The organism is Acidovorax sp. JHL-9 (assembly GCF_000426205.1).
Classification (GTDB): domain Bacteria; phylum Pseudomonadota; class Gammaproteobacteria; order Burkholderiales; family Burkholderiaceae_C; genus Acidovorax; species Acidovorax soli.
Window position 1 is genome coordinate 76,172 of sequence record NZ_AUEX01000004.1, and the last position, 16,061, is coordinate 92,232.

Below are 16,061 nucleotides of genomic sequence, written 5' to 3' on the forward strand. Positions count from 1 at the left end.
GTCGAATGGCGTGAAAAATGTCAGTGGACAAAAAAAACCGCTGCCAGGCGTATCTGGCAGCGGCACCGGTTACGAACCGCTTACTTCTTCAGGCGAACTTCAGAAGCCTTTTTCTGGTCTTCTGGGTATGCGTAAACAACGCGTTGGCCCTTGACTTCACCAAACACCGGGATGTTGGCGGTGATGGCTTCGTGGTCGGTCTTGGAGAAAGGTTTCACGTAGGTGGTGACAACACCTTCCACCGGTGCCTTCAGGTCTTCCAGCGCGGCCTTGATCTTGGGGCCCTCCGTGCTGCCGGCCTGCTTGATCGCAGCAGCCAGCAGGTAGATGGAGTCATAGCCCTGGGCAGCCGAAACGGGTGAATCGATGCGGCTGTTCTTCGGGTTGAAGGTTTTCAGGTAGCTCACGATGAACGACTGGCGCTTGGGCGTGGTGGGTTCCTGCACAAAGGTTTGCGGCATGCGTGCACCTTCACCGCCGGGGCCGGCGTTGTCGATGTAATTGGCCATGGACAGGGTCCAGCTGCCAACCATCGGCACTTTCCAGCCCAGCTTGGTCATGCCATTGGCGATCTGGGCCAGTTCAGGACCGATGCCGTAAGTCAGGATCACCTCGGCACCGGCCGCCTTGGCCTTGAGCAATTGGGCCGTCATGTCGACGTCCTTGATGTTGAACTTTTCCACGGCCACTGGCGTGACGCCCTTGGCTTTCAGCGCTTTCTCCAGATCTTCGCGACCGAGCTGGCCGTAGTTGGTGGAGTCCGCCAGGATCGCCACTTTCTTGAAGCCGCGGCGTGTCACGGCTTCTTCAACAATCATGGGTGCCTGAATGCTGTCGTGTGCGGCATTGCGAAACACGTAGTTCTCAGGCTCTTTCTCGAACTGCTTGGTGATGATGGAGCCGGTGGCCACGTTGTTCATGACCGGGATCTTGGCTTCCTGAAAGAAACGCTGCGAAGCCAGTGCAACACCGGTGTTGATGTAGCCCACCACGGCGACTACGCGCTCTTTGTTGACCAGCTCCTGGGCAATCTGGACGCCACGCTCGTTCTTGGCTTCGTCATCACGCTCGACCAGTTGCAGCGGACGGCCCAGCACACCGCCGGCCTTGTTGATTTCTTCTGCGGCCAGACGCACGCCATCCCGCATGCTGACGCCCATGGAGGACGAACCGCCCGTGAAAGGACCGTCCACACCGATCTTGATAGGCTCTGCCGCGAAGGCAGCGGTGGACAGTGCAACAGCGCCGGCAAGGGCAGCAATTTTGAAGGCGAATTTCATGGTGTCTCCTGAATGTGTACGGTTCCAATCCGGCATAACCAAACCAGTTTGCGCGGCCACCATGGACGTTAATGAATGCCCCCCTGCTCTCTCGACAGTGAAAACCCTTGAACCCCCGGGCTTTTTCTGACAAATCACTGACCACCCGCATGGCAGACGCCTGCGCCCCCATCGTGCGATTTGCCCGCGCGCTGGCCGAGGGCATGGTCAGCGCAGACGGCCGTTGCCGTGCCGTTGGTGCGCAATGTGTTCCGGCGGGACGGCCGCCAGATTGGCTCGTTGATGGTGACGCGTGGCGACGTGGTGTGCGTGGATGTCGATGCATCGTTTGAAGACAACCTGAATGCATCGAAGCGTCTGACCACGCACGCTTCCCGGTGGTGCGGGGCGGCATGGACAACATCCCGGGCGTGATCAACGCGCGCCAGCGGCTGCCCCGCACGCTGCGCGACAAGGCGCACGGCGGCCTGATCGCGACGGCCCTATTCGCTGCCCACAAACACCGTCAGCACGCCGGTGTAGCCATACAGGTGGTGGTGCGCAATCTCGCCGCCGGCAAAAAAACCTGTCAACGGCACATCGCCCAGCGCATGCCGCACGATCTGCAATTCGGCGCTGGGCCCGCCAAAGTGAGGCCCCCCCCGGCCCGAACAGCTCACGTAGATGGCGCCCCGGATGGACCGGGCCGCAGGGCTGGCCGCCGCCGGTGCCGCGCTGCCAGGCGCCTGGCGCAAACCCTCCTGCGCTTTGCCGGCCAGCGGTACCGGCTCCGTCTCTTCCGGCGACAGCTCCTCGCGGATTTCCGCGCAGATGCGCATCAGGTCGGCACGGGCCGCGGCCACGTTGCGCTGGCAAAACGCCAGGTGCATGCCGGGCTCCACCTGGTCGGCCAGCGCCACGCCCCGGCGCGCGCCATCGAGGCCCACGATATGGCGCACCCGGGTGTCCGTGCCAAAGTGGCCGGTATGCTGCGCCCCCTGCGGCTGTTCACCGGCATCGACCAGCCCCGCCAGGGTTGCCCGCACCTTGCGCAGCGCCGCCTGCGGATCGCCATCCAGCGACACATCGAGCGTGGACAGCAATACATCCAGGGCAGGCTCCGCGTCGAGTTGCAGCACCACGTTCTCGTGCGCAGCGGTGACGGTGTGCAAGCGCCCCACCGGCTGGCATCCCTGCGTGACCCGCGACAGCAGCGCCACGCCGGGCCCGAAGGCCACGCCCGAGAGGCCGCCATCGAATACCCCGCCTGCCGCCCCGTGGCCCGCGATGTTGCCATTGCCGGCCACGGCGAACTGCACACTGGCGCCACGGCTGGCACTGAGCCCGCCAAACAGGTAGCCGGTGGTGGTGCGCGCGGCCATTTCACCCAGCAGCTCCGCCAGTTCGGCCGTATGGCCATCGGCATGCACCAGCGCGGTATGGGCCTCGAAGCCGCTGGCTGGAGTGCGCGGCAGCGGGGCCACGCCCGAGAACACGCGGTACTGGTCGGCCGGGATGTCGAGCAGCATCACCGACAGCGCGGGCTCGTCGAAATACTCGGCATTGTTGGCCGCGACCCCCACGCCCACGGTGCCGCTCCAGTCGGTCACTTCGGGCAGCTCCCCACTCAGGTGGTCAAACAGTGCCCGCGCCTCGCTGGCATAGTGGTCGGTGATGTAGAGCAGGCCCAGCGTGGGGGCGTGCGCGTAGTCGGGCAGGGCCATCTGGGCGCGCAACTGCGCCAGCACCAGGGCGGCGGCCATGCGCCACTGGGGATGGGTGGCATGGCCGGTGGGAAATAGTTTCATGGTGTGACCTCACGGGCGGCGGCGGGCGCTGCCTGCAGCACCGCCAGAGCAGCCTATCCGCCTGCCGGCTTGCGCGGTGCGCGGCGGGCCGTGGCTTTCTTGGCGGCGGATTGGGCCGCAGATTGGGCAGGCGCCTTCTTGGCGGCGGGCTTTTTTGCAGCGGTCGGCCTGGCCGCACCGGCGGCAGTGCGCTGGCCAGCCTGCAGGGTCTGCAGGCCCTTGGCGGCAAACTGGCTGGCCATGTCGGTGGCGGTCTTGAGGGCTTCGGTGGCCATGCTGGTGGTGGGGTCCAGCGCCGCCGGCTTGCCGGCGTCTTTCAGGGCGCTGGCAGCGATCTGCTGGAACTGGCTGGTCAGCGCTCCCCACCATTGCATGGGGTCCACCAGGGCCGGCTCGGGGGCCTTGGCGGCCTGCGCATCTCCGGCCGCAGCAGGCTGGACGGGTTCGGCAGGCTGTGGCGCAGCCGCTGCGGGCGCGGGCGCGGGTGCCGGCGCGGGGGCGCTGGCCCGGCTGGCAAAGGTATCGGCGGCCTTGGGCTTGAAGGCATTGGCCACCTCGGCCATGCTGACATTCATGCCCTGGAGCGTGGCCAGGGTCATCTTTTGCACTTCCAGCGCCTGGACGGTGGCCGTCAGGGCACGCGAGTTCTGCTCCAGCCAGAACTGCACGGCCTTGAGTTCGTCGATGCGCTTTTCCAGCTCTTCGACACTGAGCGTGGGCGCCACCCAGTTCGACAGGTTGGGCAGCTGGGGAATGCTGCTGGAGGCACCTTTGGCCAGGCTTTGCAGAAAGTCAAAGCCGGGGACGAATTTGCCGAAACCAAAGTGGGATGAGTCGCTCATGGCCGCTCCGCAAGAGGTGGGTCTGTGGCACGGCCCGGGGCGCCGTGGTGGCACAGCTTACTCCAATGCCTTGGGCAGCGGGAAGCCCCCGGTGCTCAGTGTTTTTGCCCGTGCGCCATGCCGTGGCCCGTTGCGGCAGCCGATGCACCAGGCGCCTGCGTGACCACTGGCAACTGCAGCGGCAGCTGGGTCTCCACGCCCTTGGCATCCTGGAACACCAGCGTCACGGGCACGGTGGAACCCTTGACCAGGGGCGCCTTCAGGTCCAGCAACATGACGTGGTAGCCGCCGGGCTTGAATTCCACCGTCTTGCCCGCAGGCAGGTCCAGCGTGGGCACGGCGCGCATCTTCATGATGTCACCTTCCATCTTCATCTCGTGCACTTCCGTGAGGCCCGCCGCAGGCGATTCGGCACGCACCAGGCGGGCGCCATCCCTGGCCGTGAGGCGCATGAAGGCGCCCGTGGCCTTCTGGCCCTGCACGCTGGCGCGTGCCCAGGCACCGTCCACCGCCACGGGTGCGGCGGCCTGGGCATGGGCCTGCCCGGCAAGCAGGGCCAGGGCGATGAAAGCGGCGCGGGTGATGGGGTTCTGTGTCATGGAGCTCTCCGGGGGTTGAAAAAGAAAAAGGGACACGGTCAATGTGCATGGCCGCCTGCAGCTGGCATCAGCTCCAGCACGGGCGCGGGAAATTTCAGATCGCCAGGCTGGTGGCCTGCGGCAGGCACCTCGGCCCAGTCGGTCCGGCCCTGTTCGCAGACCTGGGCCACGGGCCAGTAAAGGGTGCCCGCCTGCGCGGGCATGCGCGCCTGCAGCACGAACTCGTCGTAGAAGGCGTTGGGCAGCGCATCGGCCGGGGTGTTCGCCGTCCAGCGGATGCGGCGCACCTCCTCCGCAAGGGTCTTGCCGTGGTCGGTGCGTGGCTGGGCAAGCTTCTCCCGCTCGATGGCGATGGTCCAGCCGGCCTTGGGCATGGGCTTGGCGCCTTCCACGCCGGGCGGCAGGGTCACGGCGATCTCGCGCGTGGGCGATGCACCGCAGCCGTGGCCCACGCGGAACGTGGCCTTGTAGCCGCTGCCGGCATTGGCTACCTGGTATTCCAGCGTGACGTGGGCATTTGCAACATTCAAAAGACCTGTAGCGCTTACCAATAAAGCGCAAGTAGCTATTTTTTTGAGGGTTCTCATGGTGATGGTGGCGTATGCAAAGGTCAGAGGGTCCACTTCAGCTCGGCCATGGTGCTGCGCTGGGGGTAGGGGTGGAAGTTCCAGAACTGGTAGTTGTTGAGGTTGTCGATGCCCACGGCGGCGCTCACCTGCTTGGTGATCTGGTAGCGCACGCGCATGTCGGTGGTGAAGTAGCGGCTCGCGCCCTGGTAGGCGAAGCCGTTGGGGTCGCTGTTGTCGAGCGTGCTGTACTGCTTGCCGCTGTAGCGCGCGCCCAGGGTGTAGGACCACTTGTCGTCCGGCCGGTAGGTGGCCACGGCGCTGGCGCGCCACTCGGGGATGCGCGGCTGCCATCGACCCACGCTGGCCGGGAACTTGTCGTTGCCTGTGATCCTGGAATGGGTCCAGGTCAGGCTGCTGCCCAGTTCCAGCCCGCGCACCAGCACGTTGGTCGCCTGGTACGAGAGTTCCAGCCCCTTGGTACGGATGGCGTCCACGTTCTGGATGCTGGTGACGTTGGGCGTGACCAGCACATTGGTCTGCGAATACAGCGCGTCCCTGGTGCGCTCGAAGAAGGCCGTGAGGCGCAGCAGCCCATTGCCCATGTCCCGCTCCGCCGTCAGCTCGGTGGTCCAGCTTTTTTCGGGTTTGAGGCTCGGGTCGTTGTTGGTGAGCGTGCCGCTGCCGCTGATGCCGCCCTGGTACAGCTCGGCCACGGTGGGCATGCGCACCGCGCGGCCGGTGGAGGCCTTGAGCACCCACAGGTCGCTGGCCTGCCAGGCCACGGCGGCCTTGGGCGAGACATAGGTTTCGTCGCGCTCGGGATGGCCCAGCGTGGTGGTGGCGTTGCCGGTCTGGCCGTTGCGGGCGCCCCAGCGCTCGGCGCGGGCGCCGAGCACGGCCTTCCACTGCGGTGCGATCTTCCAGGTGTCTTGCGCCCACAGGCCGATGAGCTGCGTGTCGCCGTTGAATGCCTGGTTGCGCGCGCCCGCAGCGCCGTTGATCCAGTTCGCCGTGGCGTTCTCGACGGTGCGCAGCTGGTAGCTGTCGCGCTGCAGGCCAAAGTCCACGATGTGCGCGCCCTGCATGCCGCTGGGCCGCCACGTTCCCTTGGCGGCCAGCGTGTTCCAGCCCGTGCCCTTGCTGTTGACGATGCGCCCTGCCCCGCCGTTCAGCGCCGCAGGCAGCGCCACGGAGGCAGCGCGCAGGGTGTCGGTCTGGTAGTCGTAGAGGCTGGCGGCCACCTCCCAGTCGAACACGCCTTGCGTGCGGCTCTTGACCGACAGGCCGTGCATGAAGTGCGTGAGGTCTTCGTTGGAGACGTTGAAGTCGCTGGGCGCGAGCGCAAACGAGCGGCCGTTGATGTTGACCGTACCGCCATACACGGCATTGCCATTGGCGTCCCGCAGGTAGCTGCTGGGCCGACCCTCGGATGCGTTGTGCCACCAGCCGAAGGTGTAGGCGGCCCGCACGGTGGGCGATAAGTCGTAGGCGATCTTGGCCTTGATGTGGTCTTGCTGCGTGTGGTACTGCGTGGCGGTGCCCAGCAAATACCAGGGCTGGTTGCTGCGGTTGTGGCCCAGCACCGCGCCCGTGACCGGCGTGCCCGCGCTGCCCACGGTGCCGACAGAGACGAGGCGCGTGGGAAAAGTGAGCGGCTGGCCTTCGCTGTCCGTCTGGTTGAAGTGGAGAAACCACGACCAGTCGCCATTCTTGTTGCCCACCGAGGCGCTCACCTGCCTGCCGCCGTAGGTGCCGCGGGTGTTGTAGAGGTCAAACGGCTGGTGCTGGGTGCTGACCTGCCCGTGCGCCTCGAACTGGGTCGGCATGCGGGTGACGTAGTCCACCACGGCGCCCACCGAATTGCCGGCATAGGCCGCCGAGAACGGGCCGTAGAGCACGTCCACGCGCTCGATCTCCTCGGGCGTGACCAGCATCCAGCGCGGTGCGTTGGTGGGGCCATTGCCCAGGTAGTTGCTCAGCAAGATGCCATCGGCAAACACCATGGACCGCGCCGGGTTGCCCGTGCCCGAGGCGCGCGTGGACAGCACGGCGTGGTTGTAGTCGCCGATGTAGCGCTTGCGCACCAGCAGGCTGGGCAGGTACTTGAGGGCGTCTTCGCTGTCGGTGGCGTTGATCGCATGCTCGATCTGCTCGCGCGTCACGCCCTCGATGGTGGTGGGGATCTGCGTGGGCAGCGAGGTGGGCTGGCCGCCGGTGATGGTGACCATGCCCAGCTCCTTGACGGGGGCGCTGGCACTGTCGGCGGTCTGGGCGAATGCGGGCGCGGCCCCGGTCAACGTGAATGTGAGGACGAGGGGAAAGGCACTGGCCACGGCCAGCGCCATGCGGCTCTGGCGCATGGAAACTCCTGAAAATCAAGCCAAATAGGCTGAAAGCGCATGTGTTTCATGCGCCAACAGCTATCCAATCAATAGCAATTTCAGGAGAGCGATGGAGGCCCGCGCGGCGGCAGCGGCGCGGCCGTGCGCGCAGCGATGTGCGCGGCAGGAATGGGGCGCAAGGCATGCGCCAGGGGGTGAACCACAGGCGACTGGGCCTGCGATGCGGGAGGGGGTGCGCCCACCTGTGCGCACAGCGGGCAGTCCAGCGTGTGGCTGGACAGCTCCTTGGCGCCGTCGTCGGTCTTGACCAGCACCTTGATCGCGCCCGAGCCCGAGCAGATCAGCTCCATGGCCTGCGGGTTGACCAGGGGCGACGCCACCGCCACGCCGATGGACAGGACAAACCACGCCAGCACCAGGCGGGCAAGCCAGCGAACGCGGCGAAGGGTTTGCAGGGTGACGGGCATGAAGGCGCTGATTGTAGGTGGGCAAACCCCCACGTCATTGACCGGGGTCATCTGTGCGACGGGCTTTGTCCTGGCACCCTTCTACGATGCGCTCTTTGACCACCCCCAAGGAGACATCCCCATGCTGACACTCTGCGGCTTTTCAGCCAGCAACTACTACAACAAGGTCAAGCTCGCCCTGTTGGAAAAAGGCCTGCCCTTTACCGAAGAACAGGCCTGGGTGGGTGAGACCGACCGCAGCGCCACGCCCCTGGGCAAGGTGCCTTACCTGCGCACGCCCCAGGGAACCCTGTGCGAATCTGCGGTGATGGCCGATTACATCGAAGCCGCCCATCCCCAACCGGCCTTGCTGCCCGCCGACCCGTTTGCCGCCGCCAAGGTGCGCGAGCTGATCACCTTTCTGGAACTGCACCTGGAGCTGGTGGCGCGCAACCTGTATCCCCAGGCCTTCTTTGGTGGCACGGTGAGTGAATCGACCCGCGAGAAGGTGGGCGCCCAGCTGGAAAAGAACATTGCCGCCTTCGGCCGGCTGGCGAAGTTCAGCCCCTGCATGGCGGGCGACAGCTTCACCCTGGCCGACTGCGCCGCCATCGTGCACCTGCCGCTCATCAGCTCGGCCACCAAGATCATCTACGGCCGCGACTACCTGGCCGACCCGCCCGTGCGCGAATACCTGGCCCGCATGGCCGAACGCCCCCATGTGCAGCGCGTGAACGCCGACCGCAAGGCCAGCACCACCGAGATGCTTGCGCGCCCACCCAAGCGCTGAGCCGGCCGGCTGCCGAGACGCCATTGGCAGTGCGGCGTGAAGGGAGTCCACGCTGCTATCCTTTATGGGATGCGCAGCCTCTTTCACCTCGCCTTTCACGTCACCGACCTTGATGCAGCCCGCCGTTTCTATGGCGGTGTGCTGGGTTGCCAGGAAGGCCGAAGCACCGATACCTGGGTGGACTTCGACTTCTTTGGCCACCAGATCTCGCTGCACCTGGGCCCCCCCTTTGCCAGCGCCCGCACCGGCCATGTGGGTGACCATCTGGTGCCCATGCCGCACTTCGGCGCCATTCTGGAATTGCCCGACTGGCATGCGCTGGCCGCACGCCTGAAGGCCGCGCAAACGGACTTTGTGCTCGCGCCGCAGGTGCGCTTTGCCGGCCAGCCCGGCGAGCAGTGGACGATGTTCTTTCATGATCCCAGCGGCAACCCGATCGAGATCAAGGGCTTTCGCTCGCTGGACTCGGTGTACGCATCGTGAGCTACACCTTTGCTTCGGCCACCATCTTGCTGCTGCTGATCACCGATCCGCTGGGCAACATCCCCATCTTTGCCAACGCCCTGCGCGGCGTGGCGCCCGAGCGCCGGGCCCGGGTGATCCTGCGCGAGGTGCTGATCGCCTTCGCACTGCTGCTGGTGTTTTTGTTCTTTGGCGCGCAGTTTCTGCGGGTGATGAACCTGAGCGACCTGTCGCTGCAGATCGCCGGTGCGGTCGTGTTGTTTCTGATCGCACTGCGCATGATCTTTCCGCCAGATTCCGGGCCTCAGACAGAACTGCCCGGCGAGCCGCTGATCGTGCCGCTGGCTATTCCCGCACTTGCGGGCCCCTCGGCCATGGCCACCGTCATGCTGCTGGTGGCCCAGGCGCCCGAACGGCGGATGGAGTGGGTGGCCGCCCTGTGCGTGACCATGGCCGTGTGCGCCGTTGTGCTGCTGATGGCCGAACGCATCCAGCGCCTGGTGGGCGAGCGCGTGGTGATGGCTTTTGAGTGCCTGATGGGGTTGATCCTGGTGGCCATCTCGGTGGAGATGCTGATCCGCGGCATCCAGCAGCCCGCGCCACAGTTGTAGGCAGCGCTGCCCGGCGGGGGCGGCAGGACACCGGCACGCCCCGAGTCAGCGGCATGAACATGGCGACCGGGTCGCCGCACCCACCTACTTGCCTGCCAGCGCAGTGGCAGCGCCCAGGGCAAAGACCGAATTGGGCACTCCGGCACGGGCCATCAGCGGCGCCGGACGGCGGGCAAGTTTGGCGCGCGCCACCACGGGCGATTCGACCTGCACGCCACGCGCCTGCTGCTCGGCCACCAAATCACGCAACGTGACGGACTGAAGGTATTCCAGCACCCGTGCGTTGAAGGCCGTCCAGAGCGTCCCGGTCATGGTCACCATCTGGGACGACGCCTGCGTCGCCGCCGCCTCCCCCCCTGGCTGGTGGTTCTCCACCGCCACCACGATGTCGGCCACCGACACCTGATCGGGCTTGCGGGCCAGGGCATAGCCGCCTCCGGGCCCACGCGTGCTGTCAACCAGGCCAGCCCGCTTGAGGGCGCTGAAAAGCTGTTCGAGATACGACAGCGAGATGCCCTGGCGCGCGCTGATCGTGGACAGCGCCACCGGGCCCGTGTTCTGGCGCATGGCCAGGTCGGTCATCGCTGACACGGCAAGCTGTCCTCTGGTGGTAATTCGCATCGTCACTCCTTGTGAACATTGATACCTCCGAGCCCCGGAAAACCCTTTTCCAGCTCGGCCCATCGGACCAATGTAGTGAATTCAACACTTCGTGTATATTCGTTTTATTGATAAAAACATTGCGTTTTTATCGAACCATTGCACATCCCGATGAACTTCAAGCATCTCAAGTATTTCTGGACGGTGGCCAAGGCCGGCGGCGTGGTGCGCGCCGGTGAGCAGTTGCACACCACGCCCCAGACGCTGTCAGGCCAGATCAAGCAACTGGAGCAATGGCTGGGCCATGACCTCTTTCGCAAGCGCGGCAGGGGGCTGGAGCTGACCAGCGAGGGGCGCATTGCGCTGGGGTACGCCGAACAGATCTTTGCCCTAGGGGACGCACTCGAAAAATCCGTGCGTCTCTCGCGCGGCCAGGCAAGACCGCTGGAATTTCGCGTGGGCATCGCCGATTCGGTCGCCAAGCCGGTGGCCTACCATCTGCTGGAACCGGCACTGGGCCTGGCGGATCGCGTGCACATGATCTGCCACGAGGGCAAGTTCCCGGAGCTGCTGGCGCAACTCACGCTGCACCGCCTGGATCTGGTGATTGCCGACGAACCGGTGTCCAGAAAAGTGGGGGTGAAGGCCTTCAACCATGCGCTCGGGACCAGCGCCATGAGTTTCTTCTGCGCCCCTTCGCTCGCCCAGCAGCTCCAGGGCCCCTTTCCCCAATGCCTTCACGGCGCGCCCATGCTGATTCAGGGCCCCATGTCCTCCGTGCGCCAGCAACTCGATCACTGGTTCAACAAATACCAGCTGCAACCGCACATCGTGGGAGAGTTCGATGACAGCGCGCTCATGAATGCTTTTGGCCGGGAAGGTCGCGGCGTTTTCACCTCACCCAGCGTACTGGAGGACGAAACCGTGGCGCAGTTTGGCGTGCAGGTGGTGGGCAAGACCTCCGAGCTGGTGGAGGAATTCTTCGCCATCTCCGTAGAACGCCGCATCACCCACCCCTGCGTTTCCGCCATCACACGGGCCGCCAGGGCAGAGCTCTTTGCCCAGTGAGGCGCTGCCCGGGTGGGCGCTACTGCACGGATCGGCTGCGCAGGCAGCACGTTTCCCAGCACGACGGGCATCGCAACACGTGCCCCCTCTCCGCCGGAAGTCTCATTGCCTGGGCTGGCCCTTGCGCCCCGGTTTGGCCGCCAAGCGTGAGGGTTTCGCGCTGGCCTGCTCCAGCCACAGCAGGGAATCAGCGTGCGACAGAAAGCGCCGCAGGTAGTCCGGCGACAAGGATTGCATCAAGCAAAGTGCGCGCAGCATGAGCTTGTGCGAGTTGAGCGGACCGGCATTGTCGGGTCCGTGTTCCAGCGCCTGCGCTACCCGCCGTTCCGCAGAAATCTTGGACCATACTTCGCTGAACTGGCGCACGCTCTTCATGTCCGAAACACCTGCGCCGTCACCCATGCGCGCGATGCCGCCATCGTTCCGGACGCGGGCGTTCAGGTCGCGGTTCAGTTGCACCAGGGCCGAACCCTCTGCGGGGATGGCGGGCTGCTCCCTGCGCGGCCTCTGTCCTGGCATCGAACGGACGCACGCGGCATAGTCCGCCACCGCCGCACGCAGCCGGCCTTGCAGTACCTGCTGCACGGCCGCAGGCTGGCCTGGAATGCGGCGTGCCATCACCTCCAGGAAGTGAAAGCGGGCCGGGTCATGGCGATCGGCGCCGCAGGCCCGCAGGGACTGCAGGGACTCCCGTGTGGGCTCGCCCGGCTCACTCATCGGACAGACTTTGCATTCGCGGCCTTGGGCACAGGCGCCATTTCCACGCGGCGATTTTGCGCGCGGCCCTTTTCATCGGTGTTGTCCGCCACGGGCTGCTCGGCACCGAAGGCCGCCGCGAACACCTGTGAGGAGGGCATGCCTTCGTCGATGAGAGCCCGCGCCACAGTCAAGGCGCGCTGGGCCGACAGCTCCAGGTTGTCGGCAAAGCGCTGGTGCCCCCCCCGCAGCAGCGTGGTGTTGTCGGTGAAGCCACTCACCATGAGCATTTCGTCGCGTTCGCGCAGGTACACCTGCAGGGGCGGCACCAGGCTGGTGAGGAGCTGGCGGCCTTCTGGGCGCAGCTCGTCAGAGCCTGTGGCAAACAGCACGCTGCCGCTGATGCCGATGCGGCCGTTGTTCACGGTCACCCGGCCGCTGGCCAGGGGAATGGCGAGCGCCTTCTCCAGTGCCATGCGGCGCTGCTCCTCCATCTGGCGCTTCGCCACCTCCTGCTGGAGGCTGGCCACCAGGTCGATCTGCACCACGAGCACGCCCACCAGGATCAGCACAAAAGCGCCCAGCAATCCCGCCATGAGATCGCCGAACACGGCCCACACCGGGGCCGTCTGTTCGGAGGCATCGTCCAGGCTGTCGTCCAAGCCCGTCACGCGGCCACCCCTTGCGACTGGACCCTGCCGGCGTTGCCATGCAGTCGGCGCAGGTCTTCCACGATGCCCTGCTGCGCGCTGATGCTCAGGTCGATCACCTCGCGGGCCTGTGCGACGTAATAGGCCAGCTGTTCATCGCTGCGGCTCATCGACTGACCGATCGCGCCTTCGATGCCCTGCAGGCTTTCCATGAGTTTCTCGTTGCTGGCGCTGAACAGGCCGACAGCGTGGCTGAAGGATTCACCCAGGCTGGCCAGCTCGACGGCGCTGGCGGCCACATGCGCTGCCACTTCGTCCACCTTGCCGGCCTGCGCGCCGAGCGACTGGGCGAACTGCTGGCCCGCCTGCTCCAGCACCCGGGCGGCCGAGCCCACCAGCGCATCAATGGCGGCGCGCTGCTGCACGGCCGCTTCGTTCACCGACTGCAAAAGTGTGCCCACCTGCTCCATCATGGCAGCGCGTTCTTCCAGAGCGAGGTTGTCGCGCTCGCTCAGGCGCGTCATTTCCTGGCGCAGCTGGGTGATGACCTCGGCCGCAGCCTGCGGCACGTCCGAAGCGGTCTGCAGCAGGCGCGTGAGCGGGGCCTCCAGGGCCGACCCGAGTGTGGCCAGGTGCTGTGCCACGGCAGCCTGCAGGGTGTCGAGCCGCTCCACGGCCGCCTGGCCGCGCTGGGCCTCGGCGTCGCGCAGGGCCACCAGCTCGGTGCGCCACACGCCGGTCAGTTCGTCCATGCGCTGGCCCTGGGCCTGCACCCACTGGGCCTCGGCCTCCATGCGGGTGCGCAGCAACCTGTCCGACTGGTCCAACAACGTGGCCGCGCCACCCAGTGTGCGCGCCACCTGCTCGGCCATGCGTTCGGTGATCTGCGTGGCGGTTGTCTCCAGGGCCTGGCACACCCCCTGCTGCTGCGCCACCGTCTGTGCGCCCGCACGCTGCCATTCGGCGCTGAGCGTGCTGGCCATGGCTTGCATGGAACGGCTCCAGTTTTCCTGGCGCAGTTGGTCGGCCGTCACCTGGGCGGCGTGCGATTGCGCGACCGTGTCCTGCAGCGTTGTCAGCAAGCTGTCGGAACGCTGGTCAAACGCCTGTGCGGCCGTCTGCAGGCTGTGGTCGATCTGCTGGACCGCCCCTTCCAGGGCCTCGCCGACGCGCTGCTGCTGCTCCAGCATCTGCGTGCCTGTGCATTGCCACTCGGCGCCGAGCCTGCTGGCCATGCCTTCCATGGAGCGATTCCAACTTTCCAGACGCTGCTGATCGGCCACGGCCTGGGCTGCGTGCGCTTGCGCGGTTGACGCCTGCAGGCAGTCCACCAGTGCGCTGGACCGCTGGTCAAACGCCTGCGTGACCGACTGCAGGGCACCGTCGAGCTGCGCCACCAGGGTGCCCTGGGTCTGTGTGTGGCTGTGCAGTGCCGAAGTCCATGTGTCGGCCACCTGGCGGGCCGTACCCTCCCATTGGGCCGAGAGCGCCTGCAGCTGTGCATCGGTGGTTGCGCGCAACCGTTCGTGCGAGCGCTGGGCCTCCTGGGCCAGCGTGGCCATTGCCTGCTCGACCACGGGACGAATCGTCTCTCCCGCCTGGCGGGCGCTGGCGCCCAGGCTCTCCTGCAAGGATGTCCCGACGGTGCTGGCCAGCTGGGTGTAGGCCGAGGCCGTTTCGCGGTGAAACCCCTGCTGCTGTGCCAGCAGCTGCTCGCCCAATTGGCCGTGACGGCGCTCCAGGCCTTCCATGACGCCCTGCAGACGTTCGGCGATCAGTGGCAGTGCCTGGGCCTGCGCCTGCAGGGCCAGGAGCATTGCTTCACGCCGGTGGGCGGACGAGAAGGACCTGAACAGGGTGGGAACATGGGCATCCAGCAGGCGCACCGCTTCGAGCCGATCGCGGCGGCTCATGGCCAACAACAGGCCCAGCGTGGCTGAAGCGGCCACACCGGCGACCGAGGTGCCGAACGACAGGCCGAGGCCCTTGATGGGTGCCGCCAGCGCGGCGCGAATGGACTCCAGGTTGGGCGAGGTTTCCAGCGCTGCCACGGCGCCATGGAAGGTGAGCACCATGCCCAGAAAAGTGCCGAGCATGCCCAGCATGACCAGCAGACCGACCAGATAGGGCGTGAGGGCCGGTCCGGGCAGCGCCACCCGCTCGCCCTCGATGCGCTGGCGCACGGGGTTGCGCAGTGAGGCGGCGAGGCGACCCAGCCACCCGCTCAGGTCGGACAGCGGCTCTGCGGGGCCGCCTGCCAGCGCCATCCGCAGAGACGCCGTCGCGGCGCGGAACTGCATCAGCTCATAGGCACCCAGCAGGTATATCCCGCCAATCACGACCGTCATTGCCAATGCCAGCGGGCTGTAACCCACAAACCCCCAGCCCACCCAAGCCACGACCGCAAGGCCCACTGCGAAGATGGCTGCCATCACACTCTTGTTCATTCCTGTTGTCCTGTTACCTCGTTGCGGGCTGCCTCCAGCAGCCCCGTGATAGGCTGAAGGCGTACCTGCATTTCTGCGAGCAGCAAGGCCTGCAAGTCCTGCTCAAAGACCCACAGCCAACCCTCCTCCGGGTGGCCGTCCACGGGCTCACCTGCCCGTCCGCTGCTTTGCACCCCCTGCTGGTGCCTGTGCCGTAGATTGGCCAGGCGCCGCTCCAGATGTCCTGGCAGCGATGCCCATAGCCGCTGCTCGCGGGCATCCAGCATCTGCTCCATCACGACATCCAGCGCTGCCAGTTGCTGCAGCGCGAGCGAACCCTCGCACAAGCACTGTCGCATCTGCCCACGCAGGATCGCGAATTTTGTTCCCATCTGTTTTTGCAGGCCAACATACCGCTGGATCTGCGCTGCGGGCTCTGTCGAGGGCTGTGCTTCGACATGACCGACAGGCACTTGGACCACCCGGCCGCGAAGGGACTTCACAGGAGAAATCGGCCTGGTGATAAGCCCAAAGACTTCAGCTTTTGCAGCTTGGATGACGGCGTCCATTGCTGGCGCATCCACAGACGGTCCCCGCTGCACCAGCCCTGGCGAAACAAGCTCCATGGCATTCAGCGCCTTGCTGACCTTGATGGCATCCACGGCACTCAGCCAGCTGCTCAGCTGCTCCGCCAGATCCCGCGGTTGCTGCACCCGCACGAAGTCTTCCTGCGCCCATTCCTCCAGGAGTGCAATCAACCCTGGACGACTGAGGCGGTCACGCAGATACATCCGCATGGAAACGATTCACTGTGTCAACTCCAGCCCGGAAAGATCTTGGAAACCAGGGGGCCGAGCCCCAACCGCGGGAGCCTGTGTTTGCGCAAGATACCG

16 protein-coding genes and 1 pseudogene are annotated in these 16,061 nt (G+C 66.0%); 5 read left to right on the forward strand and 12 right to left on the reverse strand.

Annotated elements, in window-relative coordinates; translation table 11 throughout:
* Positions 1-80: 80 nt before the first annotated feature.
* Positions 81-1,280, reverse strand: a complete 1,200-nt coding sequence (locus tag K225_RS0104470; RefSeq protein WP_026435301.1) for an ABC transporter substrate-binding protein — start codon at positions 1,278-1,280, stop codon at positions 81-83.
* A 234-nt stretch (positions 1,281-1,514) separates the two neighbouring features.
* Here K225_RS0104470 and K225_RS22520 point away from each other — a divergent pair.
* Positions 1,515-1,744 (forward strand): annotated as a pseudogene (locus tag K225_RS22520) (hypothetical protein); the annotation flags it as partial.
* A gap of 18 nt (positions 1,745-1,762) precedes the next feature.
* Here K225_RS22520 and K225_RS0104475 read toward each other — a convergent pair.
* The 6 genes from K225_RS0104475 to K225_RS0104505 all read right to left on the reverse strand — a co-directional run bounded on the left by K225_RS0104475 (position 1,763) and on the right by K225_RS0104505 (position 7,886).
* The gene (locus K225_RS0104475) at positions 1,763-3,067 is read right to left on the reverse strand and encodes an FIST N-terminal domain-containing protein (protein ID WP_026435302.1); all 1,305 of its coding nucleotides are present in this window, start codon (positions 3,065-3,067) and stop codon (positions 1,763-1,765) included.
* 53 nt (positions 3,068-3,120) lie between these two features.
* A complete protein-coding gene (locus K225_RS0104480) occupies positions 3,121-3,909 on the reverse strand; it encodes a PhaM family polyhydroxyalkanoate granule multifunctional regulatory protein (RefSeq protein ID WP_026435303.1) in 789 nt (262 codons plus the stop codon).
* 95 nt (positions 3,910-4,004) lie between these two features.
* Positions 4,005-4,508, reverse strand: coding sequence for a copper chaperone PCu(A)C (locus tag K225_RS0104485; RefSeq protein WP_026435304.1), 504 nt, complete (start codon positions 4,506-4,508; stop codon positions 4,005-4,007).
* A gap of 38 nt (positions 4,509-4,546) precedes the next feature.
* Entirely contained in the window at positions 4,547-5,038 is a 492-nt protein-coding gene (locus tag K225_RS20335) for a YcnI family protein (protein WP_369794834.1), read from the reverse strand.
* 80 nt (positions 5,039-5,118) lie between these two features.
* Complete coding sequence (locus K225_RS0104500) at positions 5,119-7,437, reverse strand: TonB-dependent receptor (RefSeq protein ID WP_026435305.1); 2,319 nt, start codon at positions 7,435-7,437, stop codon at positions 5,119-5,121.
* Between the two features lie 80 nt (positions 7,438-7,517).
* Positions 7,518-7,886, reverse strand: a complete 369-nt coding sequence (locus tag K225_RS0104505) for a DUF2946 family protein (RefSeq protein ID WP_026435306.1) — start codon at positions 7,884-7,886, stop codon at positions 7,518-7,520.
* A gap of 121 nt (positions 7,887-8,007) precedes the next feature.
* Here K225_RS0104505 and K225_RS0104510 point away from each other — a divergent pair, with 121 nt between their 5' ends.
* The 3 genes from K225_RS0104510 to K225_RS0104520 all read left to right on the forward strand — a co-directional run bounded on the left by K225_RS0104510 (position 8,008) and on the right by K225_RS0104520 (position 9,728).
* Positions 8,008-8,655 (forward strand): glutathione S-transferase, encoded by a 648-nt coding sequence (locus K225_RS0104510; RefSeq protein WP_026435307.1) that lies wholly within the window; start codon positions 8,008-8,010, stop codon positions 8,653-8,655.
* Between the two features lie 69 nt (positions 8,656-8,724).
* A complete protein-coding gene (locus K225_RS0104515; protein WP_026435308.1) occupies positions 8,725-9,138 on the forward strand; it encodes a VOC family protein in 414 nt (137 codons plus the stop codon).
* Positions 9,135-9,728, forward strand: coding sequence for a MarC family protein (locus K225_RS0104520; protein ID WP_026435309.1), 594 nt, complete (start codon positions 9,135-9,137; stop codon positions 9,726-9,728). Before K225_RS0104515 ends, K225_RS0104520 begins: the two co-directional genes overlap by 4 nt.
* Positions 9,729-9,812: 84 nt before the next feature.
* On the opposite strand, the gene K225_RS0104525 is transcribed toward K225_RS0104520, so the two are convergent.
* Positions 9,813-10,349 (reverse strand): Rrf2 family transcriptional regulator, encoded by a 537-nt coding sequence (locus tag K225_RS0104525; RefSeq protein WP_026435310.1) that lies wholly within the window; start codon positions 10,347-10,349, stop codon positions 9,813-9,815.
* Positions 10,350-10,499: 150 nt separating this feature from the next.
* On the opposite strand from K225_RS0104525, the gene nhaR reads away from it, so the two are divergent.
* On the forward strand, positions 10,500-11,396 hold the full coding sequence (gene nhaR, locus K225_RS0104530; protein WP_026435311.1) for a transcriptional activator NhaR: 897 nt from the start codon (positions 10,500-10,502) through the stop codon (positions 11,394-11,396).
* 102 nt (positions 11,397-11,498) lie between these two features.
* On the opposite strand, the gene K225_RS0104535 is transcribed toward nhaR, so the two are convergent.
* Genes K225_RS0104535 through K225_RS0104550 form a run of 4 tightly spaced genes read right to left on the reverse strand, consistent with a single transcriptional unit; the run spans position 11,499 to position 15,965 of the window.
* Positions 11,499-12,113 (reverse strand): DUF2894 domain-containing protein, encoded by a 615-nt coding sequence (locus tag K225_RS0104535; RefSeq protein ID WP_026435312.1) that lies wholly within the window; start codon positions 12,111-12,113, stop codon positions 11,499-11,501.
* Positions 12,110-12,763, reverse strand: coding sequence for an OmpA family protein (locus tag K225_RS0104540; RefSeq protein WP_026435313.1), 654 nt, complete (start codon positions 12,761-12,763; stop codon positions 12,110-12,112). Before K225_RS0104540 ends, K225_RS0104535 begins: the two co-directional genes overlap by 4 nt.
* Entirely contained in the window at positions 12,760-15,189 is a 2,430-nt protein-coding gene (locus tag K225_RS0104545; RefSeq protein WP_026435314.1) for a DUF802 domain-containing protein, read from the reverse strand. The genes K225_RS0104540 and K225_RS0104545 overlap by 4 nt, the downstream gene beginning before the upstream one ends.
* Complete coding sequence (locus K225_RS0104550) at positions 15,186-15,965, reverse strand: DUF3348 family protein (protein WP_238323187.1); 780 nt, start codon at positions 15,963-15,965, stop codon at positions 15,186-15,188. Before K225_RS0104550 ends, K225_RS0104545 begins: the two co-directional genes overlap by 4 nt.
* Positions 15,966-16,061 lie beyond the last annotated feature (96 nt).

Coding starts and splice junctions, on each gene's coding strand:
- K225_RS0104470 (WP_026435301.1), bottom strand. CDS start 1,280: ATGAAATTCGCCTTCAAAATTGCTGCCCTTGCCGGCGCTGTTGCACTG.
- K225_RS0104475 (WP_026435302.1), bottom strand. CDS start 3,067: ATGAAACTATTTCCCACCGGCCATGCCACCCATCCCCAGTGGCGCATG.
- K225_RS0104480 (WP_026435303.1), bottom strand. CDS start 3,909: ATGAGCGACTCATCCCACTTTGGTTTCGGCAAATTCGTCCCCGGCTTT.
- K225_RS0104485 (WP_026435304.1), bottom strand. CDS start 4,508: ATGACACAGAACCCCATCACCCGCGCCGCTTTCATCGCCCTGGCCCTG.
- K225_RS0104500 (WP_026435305.1), bottom strand. CDS start 7,437: ATGCGCCAGAGCCGCATGGCGCTGGCCGTGGCCAGTGCCTTTCCCCTC.
- K225_RS0104505 (WP_026435306.1), bottom strand. CDS start 7,886: ATGCCCGTCACCCTGCAAACCCTTCGCCGCGTTCGCTGGCTTGCCCGC.
- K225_RS0104510 (WP_026435307.1), top strand. CDS start 8,008: ATGCTGACACTCTGCGGCTTTTCAGCCAGCAACTACTACAACAAGGTC.
- K225_RS0104515 (WP_026435308.1), top strand. CDS start 8,725: ATGCGCAGCCTCTTTCACCTCGCCTTTCACGTCACCGACCTTGATGCA.
- K225_RS0104525 (WP_026435310.1), bottom strand. CDS start 10,349: ATGCGAATTACCACCAGAGGACAGCTTGCCGTGTCAGCGATGACCGAC.
- nhaR (WP_026435311.1), top strand. CDS start 10,500: ATGAACTTCAAGCATCTCAAGTATTTCTGGACGGTGGCCAAGGCCGGC.
- K225_RS0104535 (WP_026435312.1), bottom strand. CDS start 12,113: ATGAGTGAGCCGGGCGAGCCCACACGGGAGTCCCTGCAGTCCCTGCGG.
- K225_RS0104545 (WP_026435314.1), bottom strand. CDS start 15,189: ATGAACAAGAGTGTGATGGCAGCCATCTTCGCAGTGGGCCTTGCGGTC.
- K225_RS0104550 (WP_238323187.1), bottom strand. CDS start 15,965: ATGCGGATGTATCTGCGTGACCGCCTCAGTCGTCCAGGGTTGATTGCA.